At 57.4% G+C, this 14,499-nt stretch carries 14 protein-coding genes; 2 read left to right on the forward strand and 12 right to left on the reverse strand.

Annotation, left to right across the window (positions count from 1 at the left end):
* Positions 1–34: 34 nt before the first annotated feature.
* The 9 genes from treY to NSND_RS05275 form a co-directional block, all read right to left on the reverse strand.
* Entirely contained in the window at positions 35–2,929 is a 2,895-nt protein-coding gene (gene treY, locus NSND_RS05230; RefSeq protein WP_080880819.1) for a malto-oligosyltrehalose synthase, read from the reverse strand.
* Between the two features lie 24 nt (positions 2,930–2,953).
* The gene (gene glgC, locus NSND_RS05235; protein ID WP_080877987.1) at positions 2,954–4,213 is read right to left on the reverse strand and encodes a glucose-1-phosphate adenylyltransferase; all 1,260 of its coding nucleotides are present in this window, start codon (positions 4,211–4,213) and stop codon (positions 2,954–2,956) included.
* Between the two features lie 43 nt (positions 4,214–4,256).
* The gene (locus NSND_RS05240; protein ID WP_080877988.1) at positions 4,257–5,714 is read right to left on the reverse strand and encodes a cytochrome B6; all 1,458 of its coding nucleotides are present in this window, start codon (positions 5,712–5,714) and stop codon (positions 4,257–4,259) included.
* 449 nt (positions 5,715–6,163) lie between these two features.
* Positions 6,164–6,436, reverse strand: a complete 273-nt coding sequence (locus tag NSND_RS05250; RefSeq protein ID WP_080877990.1) for an HAD hydrolase-like protein — start codon at positions 6,434–6,436, stop codon at positions 6,164–6,166.
* Between the two features lie 268 nt (positions 6,437–6,704).
* On the reverse strand, positions 6,705–6,962 hold the full coding sequence (locus tag NSND_RS22070) for a DUF6496 domain-containing protein (RefSeq protein ID WP_080877991.1): 258 nt from the start codon (positions 6,960–6,962) through the stop codon (positions 6,705–6,707).
* A 15-nt stretch (positions 6,963–6,977) separates the two neighbouring features.
* A complete protein-coding gene (locus NSND_RS05260) occupies positions 6,978–7,178 on the reverse strand; it encodes a hypothetical protein (RefSeq protein WP_080877992.1) in 201 nt (66 codons plus the stop codon).
* Positions 7,179–7,362: 184 nt separating this feature from the next.
* Entirely contained in the window at positions 7,363–7,710 is a 348-nt protein-coding gene (locus NSND_RS05265) for an SPW repeat domain-containing protein (protein WP_080877993.1), read from the reverse strand.
* A gap of 25 nt (positions 7,711–7,735) precedes the next feature.
* Positions 7,736–8,299 carry a vitamin K epoxide reductase family protein gene (locus tag NSND_RS05270; protein ID WP_080877994.1) on the reverse strand — a complete coding sequence of 188 codons (564 nt, stop codon included), beginning with the start codon at positions 8,297–8,299 and terminating at the stop codon, positions 7,736–7,738.
* Positions 8,296–9,354 (reverse strand): NAD-dependent epimerase/dehydratase family protein, encoded by a 1,059-nt coding sequence (locus tag NSND_RS05275; RefSeq protein ID WP_235000178.1) that lies wholly within the window; start codon positions 9,352–9,354, stop codon positions 8,296–8,298. The genes NSND_RS05270 and NSND_RS05275 overlap by 4 nt, the downstream gene beginning before the upstream one ends.
* A gap of 473 nt (positions 9,355–9,827) precedes the next feature.
* On the opposite strand from NSND_RS05275, the gene NSND_RS05280 reads away from it, so the two are divergent.
* Positions 9,828–10,586 carry a hypothetical protein gene (locus NSND_RS05280; protein WP_143833416.1) on the forward strand — a complete coding sequence of 253 codons (759 nt, stop codon included), beginning with the start codon at positions 9,828–9,830 and terminating at the stop codon, positions 10,584–10,586.
* A 20-nt stretch (positions 10,587–10,606) separates the two neighbouring features.
* Here NSND_RS05280 and NSND_RS05285 read toward each other — a convergent pair whose 3' ends face one another.
* Complete coding sequence (locus NSND_RS05285) at positions 10,607–11,992, reverse strand: sigma-54-dependent transcriptional regulator (protein WP_235000179.1); 1,386 nt, start codon at positions 11,990–11,992, stop codon at positions 10,607–10,609.
* Positions 11,993–12,276: 284 nt separating this feature from the next.
* Complete coding sequence (locus tag NSND_RS21630; protein WP_235000180.1) at positions 12,277–12,426, reverse strand: hypothetical protein; 150 nt, start codon at positions 12,424–12,426, stop codon at positions 12,277–12,279.
* Positions 12,427–12,654: 228 nt separating this feature from the next.
* Here NSND_RS21630 and NSND_RS05295 point away from each other — a divergent pair, with 228 nt between their 5' ends.
* A complete protein-coding gene (locus tag NSND_RS05295) occupies positions 12,655–13,209 on the forward strand; it encodes a hypothetical protein (protein WP_143833418.1) in 555 nt (184 codons plus the stop codon).
* Positions 13,210–13,879: 670 nt separating this feature from the next.
* On the opposite strand, the gene NSND_RS05300 is transcribed toward NSND_RS05295, so the two are convergent.
* Positions 13,880–14,230, reverse strand: coding sequence for a Na-translocating system protein MpsC family protein (locus NSND_RS05300; protein WP_080877998.1), 351 nt, complete (start codon positions 14,228–14,230; stop codon positions 13,880–13,882).
* Positions 14,231–14,499: the final 269 nt, after the last annotated feature.

Here is a 14,499-nt window from a genome sequence, read left to right on the forward strand (position 1 = left end):
AAGGCCCCTAGAAATTCTGTCGGCGGGAGAAGAATCAGTCTGAGCGAATCAGCAGGGCCACAGGACAATGTTTCAGGACTTGCCCGACAGGCAGTACCTGGCGCTCGCCCCGGTTGACCGTCTCGAACCGTTCTCCGGTGAACAGGTGCTCATAGGCTGATCCGGCTTTCCAGGACGGAACCGTCAACCACGTGTCCCGCCAGGTGTCATCAGGTCTGCCCTCGTCTCTCGTCGCGGCCGATCCGGCCATGAAACGCGGAGCGACGGCTACCACCGCTTGATCCTGGTGCAATCGCGCGAATGCGCAGAGGTGGAACTGGTGAGGGCCCTCGCAGTTTAGCGGAACGTAGTCACCATCCAGATACAGATCCGGATACGCTCGCCTGTGGCGCAGTGCCGCCTGCAGGATAAATAGTTTCAGTCGCCCGTCTTGCCATGATTCCGCGAGACAACGGAGAAACTCGATACGATCGCCCGCCTCGTTTGTTGCGGCTCGATCGAACTCCTTCAACATCCTGGCGCGAAGCGCGTACTCCACCGGACGGCGGTTGTCCGGATCGACAAGATTCAATTCCCATAATTCTGCGCCCTGGTAACAGTCCGGAACACCGGGTGCGGCCACCTTCACCAACAACTGCGACAAGCCGTTGTACATGCCATATCGAGCGACCATCGCCTGAAACGGCAGAAAGTCGTTCAGAAACGGATTGGCTTCCCGCGATGACAAGATGGCACGAATGAACCGGCACAGCGCAGCTTCGTAATCCGGGTGGGGATTGATCCAACTGGTGTGCGTCTTCGCTTCTCGAGCAGCCTTGATCATGTACCGCTCAATGCGCGTCACAAACTCTTCGTACCGGACCTCATCCATCGTCATCAGCGGCCAGGCCCCCACCAATGTCTGGTACAAGAGATATTCGTCATTGCGATCGGGAGCAGGCGCCTCTTCGACCTCCGACCTGTAGCGCCTATTGAGCCTGGCCCAGCGGGCGATGGCCTTGCTCCAACGCTCTCGAAGTTCCGGGAGCACATTGATTCGAGCGCGCACATCTTCGCCACGTTTCGTGTCATGGGTTGAGGTTGCCGACATTGAGTAGGGCCAGCCGGCACGGCGTTCGCGAATGGCCTCGTGAAACGCCTCCACGGAGGAGCCGAAATGAGCCGGATCTCCCCCCACCTCATTGAGCGAGATCAGTCGGTTGTAGACATAGAAGGCCGTGTCCTCGACTCCCTTGGCCATCACCGGACCTGTCGTCTGTTGAAACTTCGTGACGAACCGGATCTGCTCCTCCTTCGTCAATCCTGTGGACGGGTCCAGCTTTCCCACGAGCAGGTCGCGGACGAAATCGAATATCTGACCGTTCAGCGTTGGATTGCGCCGTTTGGCCCTGGCGACAGCCAGCACGATATAGGCCTGATCGCGGTCGAGCGGAGCCTCGCGGTGGGTCGTCAGATACGAGCGGTAGACCGGAAAACAGGCAATGATTTCACGGACGGCATGGGTCAGGCTGTTGAGGGTAAAGTCCCGGTAGTGCCGGTCCCGCTCGGAAAGTCGATTCAATTGGTGACCGAGCACATTGAGTTCGCTGGACATGGAGGCCCGCATGATCAGTTTCTTGGACTGGTACACCAAGTCACGATAGGGTCGCCGCTCTCCGGTAAAGCGCGCATACAACGCCTCCATCGCCTGTTCTTGGTCCGCCCGGACAAACAATCCATTCACCAGATTGAGAAAGTCATAGCCGGTGGTACCGGCGACGGGCCAGCTGCGGGGAAGCTGTTCGCCTTCACCCAGGATCTTCTCGACCAGGACGAATAGCGAGGGCGTGTCTTTGTCGCGCTCCCGAGGCAATTCTGCAGCCGCCCAGGCTTGCAGCTGCTGCAGATAATGCTCCGGATCGTACAACCCATCGACATGGTCGATCCGCAGGCCGGTCGCTATCCCTCGCTTAAGCAAACGGAAGATCAGCCGGTGAGACTCAGTGAAGACAGATTCCTCTTCGGTCCTGATGGCGGCCAATTCATTGACGTCGAAAAATCGCCGATAATTGATCTCCTCCGACGCCACACGCCAGGACGCGAGCCTGTAACTTTGTTCGTTCAGCAGAGCGTCGAGTTTGTCGAAGCTTGCCGACAGACCTTTCGTGCCGTTATAGGCCGCCACGTTGGCCAGGACATGCGCATGCACTTCCCGGCAATCCATGATCACCGCAGCCAACCGTCTCCTGACAATTTCTGTTTCCCGATAGCGCTCGGCGACTTTTTCCGGAACACGTTCCCGGCCCGGCGGCAAATGAGACAGCGCGGTCAGAATGCTTTGCAGTTCGAGGACGGCTGCATGCCCTGATCCCAGGAGTTCGATAAGCTCGGTGAGCCGGAAGGACAGGATCGACGCCCAGGACGTGGGAGCAAGAGGAAGCCGCTGCCGGTAATAGGACACCAGGAACCCTCCCTCCTCATACTGCAGGCGGATCTCCTGGTTCTCGAGCACCGTTCCATACTGCTCGCCGAGAATGGGGAGCAGCACCTTATCTTCGAGTTCCCGTTTCAACGGAGTCCAATCGACGTCGAAGGCCGCGGCGTAGCGAGCGCCAGGACCGTTTTCGAGCACATCCCACCACCAACGGTTGTCCGGGGTCCCGATGCCCATGTGATTGGGGACGACATCGACCAATAACCCCATGTCGTGTTGTTTCAGCGCGTCAGCGAAGAGGGCAAAATCCTCGTCGCTTCCCAACTCAGGATTCAAGGTACCGGGGTCCACCAGATCGTATCCGTGCATACTTTCCGGTGCCGCCTTGAGCAATGAAGAGGCATAACAATCGGTAATACCCAAGGCGTGCAGATAGGGCACCAGGGCGGCGGCGTCCTTGAACGTGAAGGTGTGGTTGAACTGGAGACGATAGGTCGAAACAGGAATCCTCGGCATGACCTGTTGCACCTCGGCCGGCTCTCAGTGGGACGACAATCGGCGCTTGAACAGCTCCGTCCGTACGTCCGGCTTGGGAAACACCATGACATCGGAGGCCATCCAGGGAGCGTTCGGTCCGGCCTCACGATCCCCATGCCCCAATTCGACCCCGGCAGGAATTTCATTGTTCCGGTCGATCACAACTCGACGCAGATGCGCCTTCGCGCCGATCCTGGCGTGATCGAGAATGACCGAATCTTCTATGTGGGCACCGGCTTCGATCCGCACATGGCGACCGATGATGCAGCGACGAATGTCCGCTTCGATCAAACGGCTCCCCTCTCCGACCACCGCATGATCCAGATAGCAGTTCACTACACTGGCGGGAGGGCCGAATGACGGCTCACTCCGGATGGGCCACTCCGGATTGCGCAAATCGTTGAGCGGCGCGTCCCCGAGCAGGTCCATGTTGGCTTGCCAATAGGCGGGAATGGTCCCGACATCCCGCCAATACCCCGGCTCCTCGTAGTACGCCAGTCCGGGAATTTCGTTCTCCTGAAAGTTGTACGCCATCACTCGTTCCTGACAGATGAGGCGTGGAAGAATATCTTTCCCGAAGTCATGCGATCCTTCTCTCTCCGCGTTCTCCTCCAAGGCTCTGATCAACACGTCCGTATTGAACAGATAGTTGCCCATGGACGAGAGGGCGCGATCCGGTTGTCCCGGGAGGCCTTTGGGATCAGAGGGTTTCTCCTCAAATCCGACGATCCTGCTGTTCCGATCGACCTCGACGATACCGAACCCCTGCGCCGATGCCAGGGGAACCGGCAGGGTCGCGACCGACACCTCGGCCTCCCGCTCCTGATGAGCACGGACCATCTGGCGGATGTCCATACGGTAAATGTGGTCGGCTCCGAACACCGCGACGATGTCGGGATTGAAGTCGTGAATCAGGGTGAGGTTTTGGTACACGGCATCCGCGGTGCCTTCATACCAGCCGCGATGCAAATTCATTTGCGGCGGCACCACCGTGACGAACTGCCGGTCACCGTCGCCGATGCGCCAGGCTCGTCGGAGATGCTCGATCAACGATTGCGAGCGGTATTGGACCATCACATGCATGGCGGTGATCCCGGAGTTGTAGAAATTACTCAGGACAAAATCGATGAGACGGTACGTGCCTCCGAAGGGCACGGCGGGTTTACTGCGTACCTGCGTCAAGGGCATCAATCGTTCACCCTTGCCGCCGGCAAGAATCAAGGCCAGGACACGAGGTTGGTTGAGACGCGCATGAGTTCCCATATGACTCCTTGGCTACTATCAGCCTGCTGCGGACGGACGTGGACTACAGCGCGCGCATAAACGCCACCAGCGCAGACTTTTCGTCGCGATTGAGTTGGAGGCCTGCCACGAGGTTAAAAAATTCAACCGTATCCTCCAACGTCAACAATCGCCCATCGTGGAGATAGGGCGGCGAATCCTTGATTCCCCGTAACGCGAACGATTTGATCGGACCATCGGCCTCGGCACCGAATCGTTCCAGAAACAGATCGTGGAGCATGTGATCGGTATAGGACGGCGGCTGATGGCAGGTGACACAGTGCGCCTTCCCGAAGAACAGGTCCTCGCCTGCGATCTCTCGCTGACTCGCCCGTGCACGATCCAACCGCCCGGTCATGGGATCCAGTTTCGGCGCCGGAGGAAAATCGATCATGTTCTGGATTTGCGCCATATGTGCCACCTGCAGACGATCGATGACGTTCATTCCTTTCTTCATCGCGCGGATCGGATCGCCGTTAAAATAGGCTGTCCGTTGTTCGAATTCGGTGAAGTCCTCGATCGATCTCAAGCTTCGCTTTGAACCGTGAACCTGTTGATTGAACATCCCCCTGAGACTGACCGTATCCAGCCGTAACCGGTCGCGTTGAGGGCGGGTGTCCGGATTGAGATGAAATTGACCGGTGGTGTGAAAATTGACATGGCAATCCAGGCAGGCCACGCCCAGACTCGGCTTGGGAGATTTCCGATCCGGTGTCAGGTTGAATTCTTCCTGCGGGAACTGGGTCACCAACATTCTCAAACCATCCAACTGAACGGGCGTGATGAGTCCGCGAAAAAGGCGATCAAAATTATCCGCGCTCAGCACCTCTCCCTGCGAGACGTCGCCCAATTCTGGATGGGTGGTCAGGAAAATGGGCGGGGGAAATTCAGGAAGAAAACAATCCGGGAGGTCGAAGTCTACATCGAAACGCTCAAGCCGTGGAAATTGCTCCACCTGCTTTTGAGGAAACACCTGGCCGCCGACCTCATGTTTGACGTGCGGTAAACGCATGAATCCGGATGGGAATAATTTCTGCCGGCGAATATCCTCCGGGCTTATGTGCGAGAGCTTGTCCCAGGTCATGCCTTCCTTGAGCTGTACCGTAGGTCCGATTGGCTGCGGCTTCCCCTTTGTCATGATGGCCCCTGTTTGCGTCTTACATTCGAACGTATAGCGCGACTGCAATAACGCAGCGTGATTGGCCATCACCCTGGGTTTATCGCCCATGTCTTTCCTCATCACTTCTTCCGCTATGTGAGCCGTCGATTGACCGGATGGCGCCCCGAACAGATCGTAAGAAAAGTCCACACCGTCGAACCCCTTTTCCTTTGCTTTTTCGATCGCGGATTGTGGCTGGTTCCGCTTCTCCTCGCCATGCCCTTGAGCCCCGACAAATACCAGCCCGGACACGATGGCGATGCCGAAAACAGACGCTCCCAGAAGCCCCGCTGTGGCAATTCGCCTTCTTCGTGACGTACGCATGTGAGACCTCATGTGGTTGAGAGAAGCGTTCGCGGATGGTTCGTGAGTGTGAATTTACCGGCGTATGGCCTATTGCACTACTAGGTAGTTCCCTGGCGATGAAGACCAGTATTGTCAATAACCAGGGTTGCCCCTAGTGATGTCTCTGAGCGCTATTCCTTACGATCACAAGTGTCATTGATGCCACCGAACGGGAGGACGCACCATGCACTGTCATCGTTGCAATAATTTGATGTTCCCGATTGCCTTACAGGACTGGGGCGGCGGATTAATGAGGAAAGACTCGCCCGCCTGGCGATGCTTCGCCTGCGGGGAGATCATGGATCAGCAAATCCGGAACAACCGGAACAAGGACCATGAGAGCGAGGAGGCGCGTCACAACAGAGGAGCGCGACATCGTATCAACGCCATAGCGGTACAGCGATAGCCCGGCCGACTAGGACGGCGTGTCAGTCGTCCTGGTCGGATTCCTCATCGGACACCGATGCCACGAATGTACCGCCTGCGTTTACGATCAGACAGGCTGTTTCCCAGATGTCACGTACAATGAAATGGGGCCAGCGCATGGCGGTCATATCCCAGTCAGTCTCACTCCCGTTCAAACAGAGTATGGTGTTGCACCCCAACAAGCAGCCGACTTCAATGTTGTCCAGCCGGTCGCCGACGAGCCATGAGCAGGCCAGATCAATGTGCAATGCCGCCGTCGCATCAAGGAGGGGCATGATCTGTTTGCTGAGCGGGGTCGGCCTGGTGCTATAGCGGACAGCATCGCATGTGCTGCTTCCCTCATGGCTTCGGCGCAGACGGCAAGGGCGTCCGATGTGAATAGGACGATCGTGAATCCCGCCAGGGTCAAGAGGCGATAAGCTCTCCGTTCCGCTTCGCCGGCCGTAGCTGAAGCGGGCCGAGAATACATTCCCTGACGCCCGACCATTTCCCTCGCTACTACGAACACTGCCTTCTCCCGCATCCCGGCCGACATGTGGTTTCTCACGTCTTTGCTGAACTCCTCGACTTCCGGCGAGACCTTGTGGACCTCGAATTCGAAGCGCGTTGAGGAACTTTGATTCCGGACTTCCGCGCCTTCGAGAGCCCAATGGCCACAGCCTGCTTACGAGACTTCACCGGATGTTTGCCGGTTTTCATGTGCTCAATCTCTTCTTTCACGAAAGCACCGGCTTGCGTCGTCGCAGCCTTTCCCTCTCGTTTCGTCTTGCGCGTCTCTTCGAAAGTCTTTTTTTTCGGCATGCTGAATCTCCTCGGTTATGGCGTGGCCGGCGTGTGGCCGTAGCCCTCGATTGGATGCCGCCCGATCGTCAGCACGACCGCCACGAGCCCTAGAAGTATGATCAGGTAAAATCTAATCCTGAAGGCGTCTGTGTAGGGTGTGTTGAACACTCCGAACGCATACAATGCAGTGATGATCATTCCTATCAGCACAGTGGCGACGAGCAACGTGACCATGACGTCACCTCACTTTCATCGGTGGGTTCCCATCGATCGGGTCCTTTTGTGGGGGCTCATCGGTAGGTGGGTCTTGCCGCGGAGGAGGATCCTCCGGCGGTTCCTGCTTTGGCGATTTTTTACGACCCGGTTCTCTTACTGGTGCCGGAGCGCCCATAGGTATACCTCCTTGGTCTTATCGAGTTCACCGTTCAGCCTGTCTCCACAATGACGTCCAGCCTCCGCCGAAGCGTTCTCTTAGAGGCGCTCGAACCAAGGCCAGCGATATTGCCGCAATCCCGACGACGATGCTGCCGCAGGCTCGTTCGTCCGGATACTCCAGAATAAACGGCGCAGCGACGAGCCAGACACCCAGCGCGAGATTGGCCCATTGCACCGCTCGCAGGCACTCCGAGATCGCGATCGCCCCGAAGGTGGCCATCCACACCCCGACGAACTGGTTGCTGAGGCGGGCATGGCCGCCATACCCCATCACATCCGGGGCCGCCGCCAACCAGACTCCGAGCATGCCGGTCACTGCCGGGGGCCACACGATTGGGCCGCCTTTCTTTGGATGATTATCCGCTCCATACCGCCTTGCCCTCGCCTTTCCAAAAGGTCGTCCACACCGCTTTCCTCTGCTCTTTAGCCCGTTTCAGGACCTGCAGACTGGCCAACACTTCGTCCATCGCCGGTCCGATCATCACAACGGAAATCACGGCCGACAAGAGACACAATGTGCACCACGCGTGCAAGAGAAGCGGCTGGGCTGTCACCAGCAAAACACTGACCAACCCCAACGGCCCCACCGCCAACCCGAACAGGATCACCATCCAGGGCATGGTTCTCCAACGCATGGTTCCACCGATTGCACCGGCCACCGCGTCGATCGCATAGGCCATCGCCCCGAGAATCGCATCCGGCACCGGAAACACTCGTGACAGCGGCGAATGCAGCACGGTCTCGCTGCCCCGCTCAAACCACGGTTCCCAGACAGATTCGATGATCCCCCATTGATACAATCCGAGATACCCCGAAATGAGAAACCCGAGAATCGCCACTCCGATCAGCCACAGACGTTCGGACCAACTCGACGGGTTATACGTCCATCCGGGGGGTCGAAGAGAGTCGGTTCCCGTCATCGTTTTTCCTCCAGTTCGGCGGGGAGGCTCAAGTGATGAGCGCGATACCAAGCCACCGGGTCTCGTCTAAGCGCGTCGATCATCTTCGGCAGCGTGTCCCGGAGTGAATGCCGGGGCTCCCAATGGAGCCACTCCTTGGCGCGGCTCACGTCCAAAGCATAATGATCGTCGGCAAAATCGATCATCCAAGGTTTAATAAACGGATCCTCCAGCAGCGGCGTCACGCCCTGCAGCCAGGCGCCAGTCTTCGCCATCATCTTCGGAATTCGTACGGTGTCCCAGTCTTCGCCATGCAGCAATCGTCCTAATCGATGCTGTAATTCGTCGTAGGTCAGCGGCTCCGGTTCGCCCAACAACATCACTGCCGTCTCAGGCAAAGTTCGGCGACGTTCGAGCACGCGCACAATCGCGTCGACCAGGTCTTCGAGATGCAGAAACGATTGGCCATGGGAAATATGACCGGGAAACATCTTGCTCGTGATGTGGCGTTCGTAGATCCGCTCGATTTGATGTGCCAGCGGAATGGATTGACAGTCATCGTCATACACCCCGGCGATTCGCAAGACGGCCGTCGGATAGTTCCCCCGTTCCTTCTCAAGCATCCGCTCCGTCTCCACTTTCGATTGCGGATAGGGCCAACGGGGATCGAGCGGCCATTCCTCAGTGATCGCTTCTCCTGGTTCGCAGGGTTTATGCACGAGCATCGTGCTGGAGAAGATGAATCGCGCCACCCGGAACCCGAGGGCATGCAGGGCGCGAAGCAGGCGTCGAGTCCCCTCGACCGTGACTTCACTGTACTTGGAACTGGGCTCACCCGAGAAATCGAAATACGCGGCCAGATGAACAACCGCGGCGATATCCGAGCCAAAGCGCCCTTTAACCATGGTGAGGGCCTGGACGACGCTGTCATCCGAGGTGAGATCACAAGGGATATTGTCCGCTGAGGACGGCGGATGCGGTTCACCGGGCCGATCCAATCCTGCCACTCGAAACTGAGCAGATAGTCGATCGGCAGTTCGAGCGCCAATGAGCCCACTGCTTCCTGTTACTAACACTAACTCCTTGGGTGTTGTTGTTTGCATGAGACCTGTGCTCAGCAAGAGCAATGCCGAAGCGCATTCAGATAGCCCCATTCAGACATTACAGCCCTATCATTGCCATGAACGGGCGAGTTGGCCCCTTAGAGCCACCGTTTTATATCCGGGGACTTTCTCTCGCGAGGACGAGGCCTGAATCATGTCTCGCGAAGGCTCTCAGTTCGGATGGATTGTCCCATGAGAGACATTTTGTCCCCGAGATCCGGGAAGCAGGCCCATCATGACAACCGGGTCATGCTCGTACGAGCCGCCCTCTGGTGGAACGGAACAGGCCTATTATGTTTGGGAGGGAAAGGCGCGGCTCTTGCTAGGAGAGTAGGCCTGACCACATTCAACATGAGGGAGTCATCATTAAATATATTACTCGCAGCATCGGCATTCGGATGATGATCTGCTTCGGTCTCATCGGAATGTGGGGTTCCGTGCTACCGATGGCGGAATCAGCGGAAGCCGGACAGCGTATCAATCCCGGCGAAGGAGCTCAATTGCGAGACGATGCGGAAAAACTCCTGAAAGGGAATCGCTCTGTATTAGGAAAGGTGTTGGCAATCACATCGGATCAGATCAAAGTCGACATCGGGGAAGTGCAGCCCCGCTTCCTCCCCCTCAAACAGGCCCAGCAGAAAGGGTTCCTCGGTATCACGGAAGGGGATGATTTGATCGTCGTGCTGAATGCGCAAAATCTGTTGGTGGACTATCACCCGCTGGACGGGCAAGCCAGCGCCCATACGATTATTCGAGGAGAGATCGCCCAAAACCTCCCGGTGGGTCAGGAACGGGTCGTGATTAAGTCCGCCGGGAAAGAAATGTCCTTCACCATCCGTTCACAGGCACGCAGCAAAGTTGCCGCGATACCCGTCGGCGTGGCCGCTGTGTTCTTGATCGATGAGACGAATCAGATTGCGGATGTAGGACTGTCCGGTCAACAGACCAGCAAACAGGCCGATCGACTCACAGACTCCATGCCGCCCATCAAGGGCGCCCATAAGCAGATAGACGGTACCGTTACCAGCCCGCTCCGGGCCAATCACATTACCGTTCGAACGGCCAATGGGTCTGAGAAACCTTTTGAAGTACGGGAGCTCCTTCACAAAAAACTCGCCGCCCTTCGTAAAGGGGATGCCGTCATTCTGCTCGTAGATACAGATGATAAAGTGATCGATGTTGCGGTGCCACCGCCGGGACGGTGAGCACAAATGCTCCCGCGCATTCATAGGCTGCCATGCGCGGGAGCGGCAGTCGCCATGCCGTATTGACGGAGCTTTCGAAGCAGCGTCTTCCGATGGATGCCGAGAATGACGGCCGATCGACCCACATCATGCCGGTGTGAATCGAGCACCCGCAAGATGTGGTCTCGTTCAAGATTCTCCAGCGTCACCCATCCCTGAGCGCGCGCGAGGGACTCCGGCGCAGCGTTCTTGACGACCGGAGGAAGATCCTCCGGATAGATCACGGCATGCGGACTCAAAGCGACGGCTCTCTCAATCGCATGTTCGAGTTCCCGAACGTTGCCCGGCCACCAGTATCGACTCAACAATTCCATGGCTTCGGAGGAGATCTCCTTCACCGGCGGAATTTTTATCGCCCCGTACAGGTTGAGGAACCGTTGCGCCAGGGCTGGAATGTCCTCCGGGCGCTCTCTCAAGGGCGGTATGTCGATCGTGACGACATTCATTCGATAATAGAGATCTTCGCGGAATGTCCCTGCGCGGACGAGAGGTTCGAGGGGCAGCTTGGAAGCCGCAATAATCCGCACGTCCAGCGACGTCGAAGCGCTGCTCCCGACACGCCGGATCTCCTTCTCCTGGATGACTCGTAATAGCTTGGCTTGCAGAGCCGGAGACAAGTCAGCGACCTCGTCCAGAAAACAGGTCCCGGAATGTGCCTTTTCAAGGAGACCTTTGCGCGATGACACCGCCCCGGTAAAAGATCCACGTTCATGTCCGAACAATTCGGATTCGAGCAGACTGTCTGCAAGTGCCCCCCCATCGACGGTGACGAAGGGGCCGCTGCTTCGAGGGCCGCTGACGTGAATGGCGCGAGCGATGAGTTCCTTTCCGGTACCGCTCTCGCCTTGTAATAAAACGGTGCTGTCGGTTTGTGCCACCCGGGCGATCGCTTTGTACACATGCACCATGCGTGGACTACTGCCGACGAGACTACCGAACGGCGAAGCGTCTTCCGGCTGCAGGTCTGAGGCGGTGGGACTCTCTGAAGGCGGAGAGGTATGTTCTAGTGCCCGTCTGGCGACGCATCGCACTTCATCGACAATAAATGGTTTAGTCAAATAATCGAAGGCACCGGCTTTAAGACCCTCTACGGCAGTCCTGAGAGAACCGTGGGCCGTCATCAACACCACGGGCATATTCGGGAAGCGGGTACGCATTTCAGTGAGAAACGTCAGGCCATCGAGCTGAGGCAGTTGCAAATCCGTTAAAATCAGATCCGCTGATCCCTGCTCGAAATATCGCCGCGCGCTTTTCGGATCACGCGCGGATGACACCTCATAACCCTCATGGGACAAAATGTTGCGCAATTCCTGAGCAGCCTCAGCGTTGCTATCGACGAGAAGAATTCGGGCATGTGAAATAGTCATCTGTACAGGTCCATGAAGGCCATCAATTAGGCCCGGTATAGAAATTGTAGAGTACGCCCCAGGGGCAACATCGTAACCTGGAAGAAACCCTGGCCACGAGACAATCGAGAACCATGAGTCGGCCTCAGCGTGGTACAGCATGGAATGGCTGGGACATGACGTGAGTAATCCTCCTCCTCTGCCTGGCGTTGGTCATCATTGCCGCATCATCACATGCTTCCTGGCGCTCCTGAGCGCGCTCATTCCTCCTGTCACCAGCGCTCAGATTCTTCAAAAACCAGAGCCTATTCCACCTGCGCCCATTCCAGGGCCGATTCCAAAACCGATTCCTCCGTCACCGATCCCGGCTCCTGCTCCAAAGCCGATCCCCCCTGCCCCTCCCCATTAACCCGGTTGCTCCTGATGTTCAGTTGTGAAGAAAATTGTGGTCTCATACGGAGGACAAGTTGTCCCGTGCGGGATACTTCGCTCCCTTCACGACCACGCCGTTGCCCCAATCGCACTCCATCGCGCGCATTTTAGAGAGTGCGCCCTCCGGCATGCCGTTTGCTCATATGTCCGATTGAGTCAGGTCGAAACACTCAGAGCACTCCGGTGCAACGCTCTGGGCGAGAGTCACCTCACGGCAGGTTTGGTCTCGCCCTCCACAGAATGGGGCAGGTATGAAACACCTGAGCCTATATGCGCTGATGGTAGTGGTCGCGGCAGGAATCTCGCTTCCATGCGAGGCGTTGGAATTTACCGCAGAGCGACTATCCCGTAGCGGTCAGGAAGTTCACCATGCCCGGATCTTCTACCGCGACCACATGTGGCGGTTGGAATACAACGAGCCTGGAGCCGTCAGCGCGACAATCGTCAGGGCCGACCGTAACCAGGTCTGGCACCTGATCCCCTCGATCCATCACTTCAGGACGGAGTCATACGGCAGCGACTATGCGCTGCACCTCACGATCCGATTGGATAACGAGACATCACGAGAATTCATCGGCACGCAGACCTTAGACGGGCATCCGACCACGCTGTACGAAGTGATTGCGACCGGTCCCGGAGGACAACAGGAAACCTATTATCAATGGGTCGCTACCGATATGAATTTTCCACTCAAGCTCGTCAAAAAGGACGGTGACTGGATGGTGGAATATCGTGACGTCAAGCTGGGCCGGCTCGCCGACTCGTTTTTCCAGCTTCCGCACCGGTATGTGCCGATGGAGCCATAAGGGGATCCTTTATGACCAATTCAACGTCCCTGCATCAGGCCCCCGGAGCAGGCGGTCATGTCATCGTCGGCCTCCTGCCGAGCGTGGATGCCGCCAGACTGGCTCTTGAATCTCTCCGTTCGCAGGGTGTTTCAGACGAGCAGATCGGACTGGCCATGCGGCAAGCGGACAACCCCTCTCAACGACCGAGGAGGACCGGCCCTCACCCACAGCGGAGGAGGCCACCAAGGGGGTTGTAGGAGGCGGTATCATCGGAAGGCTTGCCGGGTTGCTGACAGCGGCAGGCTTCGCGACCATCCCCGGTCTGGCTCCCCTGCTGGCAGGTGGATCGCTCATTTCTTTATTGGGAGCAACCGGTGCCTCCATCGTGGCGGCAAGTGGACTCGGCCTGTCACTAGTGGCCTCGTCGGCGCGTTGATCAGTATCAATCTACCTGAAACCGCGCTCCATCATTAGGAGCAGGCGGTACACCGGAGCAATGTACTCATCACCGTCAGAACCGACAGGGATTCCCAGAAGATTCTGCATGTACTGACCTCCGCAGGAGCCGACACGCACGTGCAATCGCAACGCCCACGATGATCGCCGATTACATGGGTTCGTCGACAAACCTGATAAGGGATGAGCGCTGGGGAATGGAAGGAACCGCCGGGAAACTTCCCGGGCACGTTCAGAATCTGATCGCGATACGGCTTTGCCCCGAGAGGGGGTCGAGGGTGGTCACCATTTCTCGTACTTTTCGCTCCACTACGGGTTCGATACATTCCCTGAGAATGTCCTCACAGGATACAAACATGGCTTCATGCACTTGGCGAAGCAATGCGCACCCCTCCTCGGATCGGGCCAATCTCATTTCAGCGGGGACGGATCCCTGTCTCGTAAGGGTCACATCAATTTCAGCCGGGGACATTTGAACCCGGACATGCGCATAGTTAGACTTCATGAACTCGGTGTGAAAGTTCAAGATCGCCAACATCACGGCATATTCAACATCGACTTTGTTCGGATTCATGCTTGCCATGGTCTACTACTCGTCACTCATGCGGCGTCTACCGGCGAGAGGATGATCGATCTTGGCTCGGACGGGCATCAAGACGGGCCACCCGTCCGGGGAAACTCCCTGCGGGTGGCGTCATAGCGGTCGTCCCGGTGAGATCGTTCGACACTGTATCTACGATATCGATTTCTCGGTCAACGTACCAATAGAGCGGCTCGCCAATGCAACACTTCTGGCGTGTCACCTCGGCCCCTGGGACGCCGCAGACCCATGATCGCCTCGGGGTGCGCATG

The organism is Nitrospira sp. ND1 (genome assembly GCF_900170025.1).
Taxonomy (GTDB): domain Bacteria; phylum Nitrospirota; class Nitrospiria; order Nitrospirales; family Nitrospiraceae; genus Nitrospira_A.

Coding starts and splice junctions, on each gene's coding strand:
- NSND_RS05280 (WP_143833416.1), top strand. CDS start 9,828: ATGGCGGAATCAGCGGAAGCCGGACAGCGTATCAATCCCGGCGAAGGA.
- NSND_RS05300 (WP_080877998.1), bottom strand. CDS start 14,230: ATGGCAAGCATGAATCCGAACAAAGTCGATGTTGAATATGCCGTGATG.
- treY (WP_080880819.1), bottom strand. CDS start 2,929: ATGCCGAGGATTCCTGTTTCGACCTATCGTCTCCAGTTCAACCACACC.
- NSND_RS05270 (WP_080877994.1), bottom strand. CDS start 8,299: ATGACGGGAACCGACTCTCTTCGACCCCCCGGATGGACGTATAACCCG.
- NSND_RS22070 (WP_080877991.1), bottom strand. CDS start 6,962: ATGCCGAAAAAAAAGACTTTCGAAGAGACGCGCAAGACGAAACGAGAG.
- NSND_RS05295 (WP_143833418.1), top strand. CDS start 12,655: ATGAAACACCTGAGCCTATATGCGCTGATGGTAGTGGTCGCGGCAGGA.
- NSND_RS05260 (WP_080877992.1), bottom strand. CDS start 7,178: ATGGTCACGTTGCTCGTCGCCACTGTGCTGATAGGAATGATCATCACT.
- NSND_RS05285 (WP_235000179.1), bottom strand. CDS start 11,992: ATGACTATTTCACATGCCCGAATTCTTCTCGTCGATAGCAACGCTGAG.
- NSND_RS05240 (WP_080877988.1), bottom strand. CDS start 5,714: ATGCGTACGTCACGAAGAAGGCGAATTGCCACAGCGGGGCTTCTGGGA.
- NSND_RS05250 (WP_080877990.1), bottom strand. CDS start 6,436: ATGCCCCTCCTTGATGCGACGGCGGCATTGCACATTGATCTGGCCTGC.
- glgC (WP_080877987.1), bottom strand. CDS start 4,213: ATGGGAACTCATGCGCGTCTCAACCAACCTCGTGTCCTGGCCTTGATT.
- NSND_RS21630 (WP_235000180.1), bottom strand. CDS start 12,426: ATGAGACCACAATTTTCTTCACAACTGAACATCAGGAGCAACCGGGTT.